Here is a 2,066-nt window from a genome sequence, read left to right as displayed (position 1 = left end):
CCGGCACCGGTAAAGAGCTGGTGGCGCGCCATATCCACAACCTCAGCGCCCGGCGCAACCGGCCCTTCGTGGCCGTGAACTGCGGCGCGTTTTCCGAATCCCTGGTGGAAGCCGAGCTGTTCGGCCATGAAAAAGGCGCCTTCACCGGCGCCCTCAGTGCCAAGGCCGGCTGGTTCGAAGAGGCGGACGGCGGCACCTTGTTCCTCGATGAAATCGGTGACTTGCCGATGGCGATCCAGGTCAAGCTGCTACGGGTACTGCAGGAACGCGAAGTGGTGCGCCTGGGCTCACGCAAAAGCATTCCCATCGACGTGCGGGTATTGGCGGCCACCAACGTTCAGTTGGAGAAAGCCATCAATGCCGGGCATTTCCGCGAAGACCTGTACTACCGCCTAGACGTGGTCAGCCTCGAACTCAGCCCCCTGCGGGATCGGCCCGGTGACATCCTGCCACTGACCCGGCATTTCATCGAAGCCTACAGCCAGCGCCTGGGTTACGGCCCGATCACCATCAGCCGCGAGGCCGAGCAAAAGCTCAAAAGCTACAGCTGGCCGGGCAACATCCGCGAGCTGGAAAACGTGATCCACCACACCCTGCTGATCTGCCGCAACGGGGTGATCGAGCGCGACGACCTGCGCCTGTCGAACATGCGCATCGAGCGTCAGGACGACAGCCAGCACGGCACCGACAACAGCGCCGAAGCCCTCCTGGAACGCGCCTTTCAAAAGCTCTTCGAGGAACAGGCCGGGGCCCTGCATGAAAAGGTCGAGGATGCGCTGCTGCGCGCCGCCTACCGCTTCAGCCATTACAACCAGGTGCACACCGCCAACCTGCTGGGCCTGAGCCGCAACGTGACCCGTACCCGTTTGATCAAGATCGGCGAGCTGGCGGTGAACAAGCGACGCCCCGGCGAAAACGTACAGGGCGAGCGCATGCTGCACCTGTCAATTTAGGCGGCAGTGCAGAGCGTTGTCATGGCTGCGCTCGATGCTGCGCAGCACCTGGAACGAACCGAAGGTCACCGCCGTGGCCTGGTGGGCGCGGATCAGCGTCCAGAAGTCTTCCTCACCGTGCTCAAAACACTTGAAGGCCGCTTCCCCCTCCTCGCGGGAGCGCCATTGCAGGTAGCTGAGCACCCGGCGTCCATCATCGCTGACCTGCACGCTGGCATTGATAAAGCCACCATGGCCTTGGGCCAGGCGCTCGCTTTGCGATGACAGGGCCGCTACCAACGCGGATTGCTGCTGAGGCTCGATGTGAAATTCGACCATCTGGGTAAAACTCAGACTCTTCTCTAATACCTGCATGAACATTCCCCCCTCACTGTAGGCACAATCTTGCGATTCGATGCCACGCAGGGTAAAACCTCTAGTTAAGTCAAGGTCAAGGGCTTTTTCATGGTCACCAAAGAACTCACCGTCGGCCAATTGGCAGCCCGCAGTGGCGTGGCGGTTACCGCGCTGCACTTTTATGAAACCAAGGGATTGATCAAGAGCCACCGCAACGCCGGCAACCAGCGGCGCTATCCGCGGGATGTGTTGCGCCGGGTGGTGGTGATCAAGATTGCCCAGCGTTTGGGCATTCCCCTGGCGACGATCCATGACGCGCTGCAAACCTTGCCCGATGGCCGCACGCCCAACGCTGCCGATTGGGAGCGCCTGTCTGCGCTATGGCGTGAGGACCTGGACCAGCGCATCGAAAAACTGATGTTGCTGCGAGATAAACTCAACGGCTGTATTGGCTGCGGGTGCCTGTCGCTGGAGGCGTGCCCGTTGCGCAATCACGACGACGTACTGGGTGATCGCGGGCCTGGGGCACAACTCTTGGAGCCGTCCACATAATGGCGGGGTAAAACTCGATCAATGTGGGAGCGGGCTTGCTCGCGAAAGCGGGGTGTCAGTCACTACATGATTGGCTGATCCACCGCCTTCGCGAGCAAGCCCGCTCCCACATTGGGTTTGCGCTGTTGCTGGTACCGGGTTACAGGGCAATCCCGGCCTTGACCCGGTACTGATTCCTCACCGGCGTCGCGTATTGCAATACCAGATACGGCCGATGCTCGGCCG

General features: G+C 61.2%; 3 protein-coding genes. 2 read left to right on the top strand and 1 reads right to left on the bottom strand.

Annotated elements, in window-relative coordinates; translation table 11 throughout:
* A partial coding sequence (locus HX846_RS28295) for a sigma-54-dependent Fis family transcriptional regulator (protein WP_178966556.1) occupies positions 1-953 on the top strand: 953 nt, incomplete at its 5' end.
* Here HX846_RS28295 and HX846_RS28290 read toward each other — a convergent pair.
* Entirely contained in the window at positions 945-1,307 is a 363-nt protein-coding gene (locus tag HX846_RS28290) for an antibiotic biosynthesis monooxygenase (RefSeq protein WP_032898632.1), read from the bottom strand. The genes HX846_RS28295 and HX846_RS28290 overlap by 9 nt on opposite strands.
* Before the next feature lie 90 nt (positions 1,308-1,397).
* On the opposite strand from HX846_RS28290, the gene soxR reads away from it, so the two are divergent.
* Positions 1,398-1,841 carry a redox-sensitive transcriptional activator SoxR gene (soxR, locus tag HX846_RS28285; protein WP_003210123.1) on the top strand — a complete coding sequence of 148 codons (444 nt, stop codon included), beginning with the start codon at positions 1,398-1,400 and terminating at the stop codon, positions 1,839-1,841.
* The last annotated feature ends 225 nt before the right edge of the window (positions 1,842-2,066 follow it).

Source organism: Pseudomonas sp. K5002, assembly GCF_013386655.1.
GTDB lineage: Bacteria > Pseudomonadota > Gammaproteobacteria > Pseudomonadales > Pseudomonadaceae > Aquipseudomonas.
Note: the sequence above shows the minus strand (reverse complement) of the source record. Positions and strands in the feature narration are given on the sequence as shown.

Excerpts from the sequence above, each read along its gene's own strand:
- soxR (WP_003210123.1), top strand. The coding sequence starts at position 1,398 with ATGGTCACCAAAGAACTCACCGTCGGCCAATTGGCAGCCCGCAGTGGC.
- HX846_RS28290 (WP_032898632.1), bottom strand. The coding sequence starts at position 1,307 with ATGCAGGTATTAGAGAAGAGTCTGAGTTTTACCCAGATGGTCGAATTT.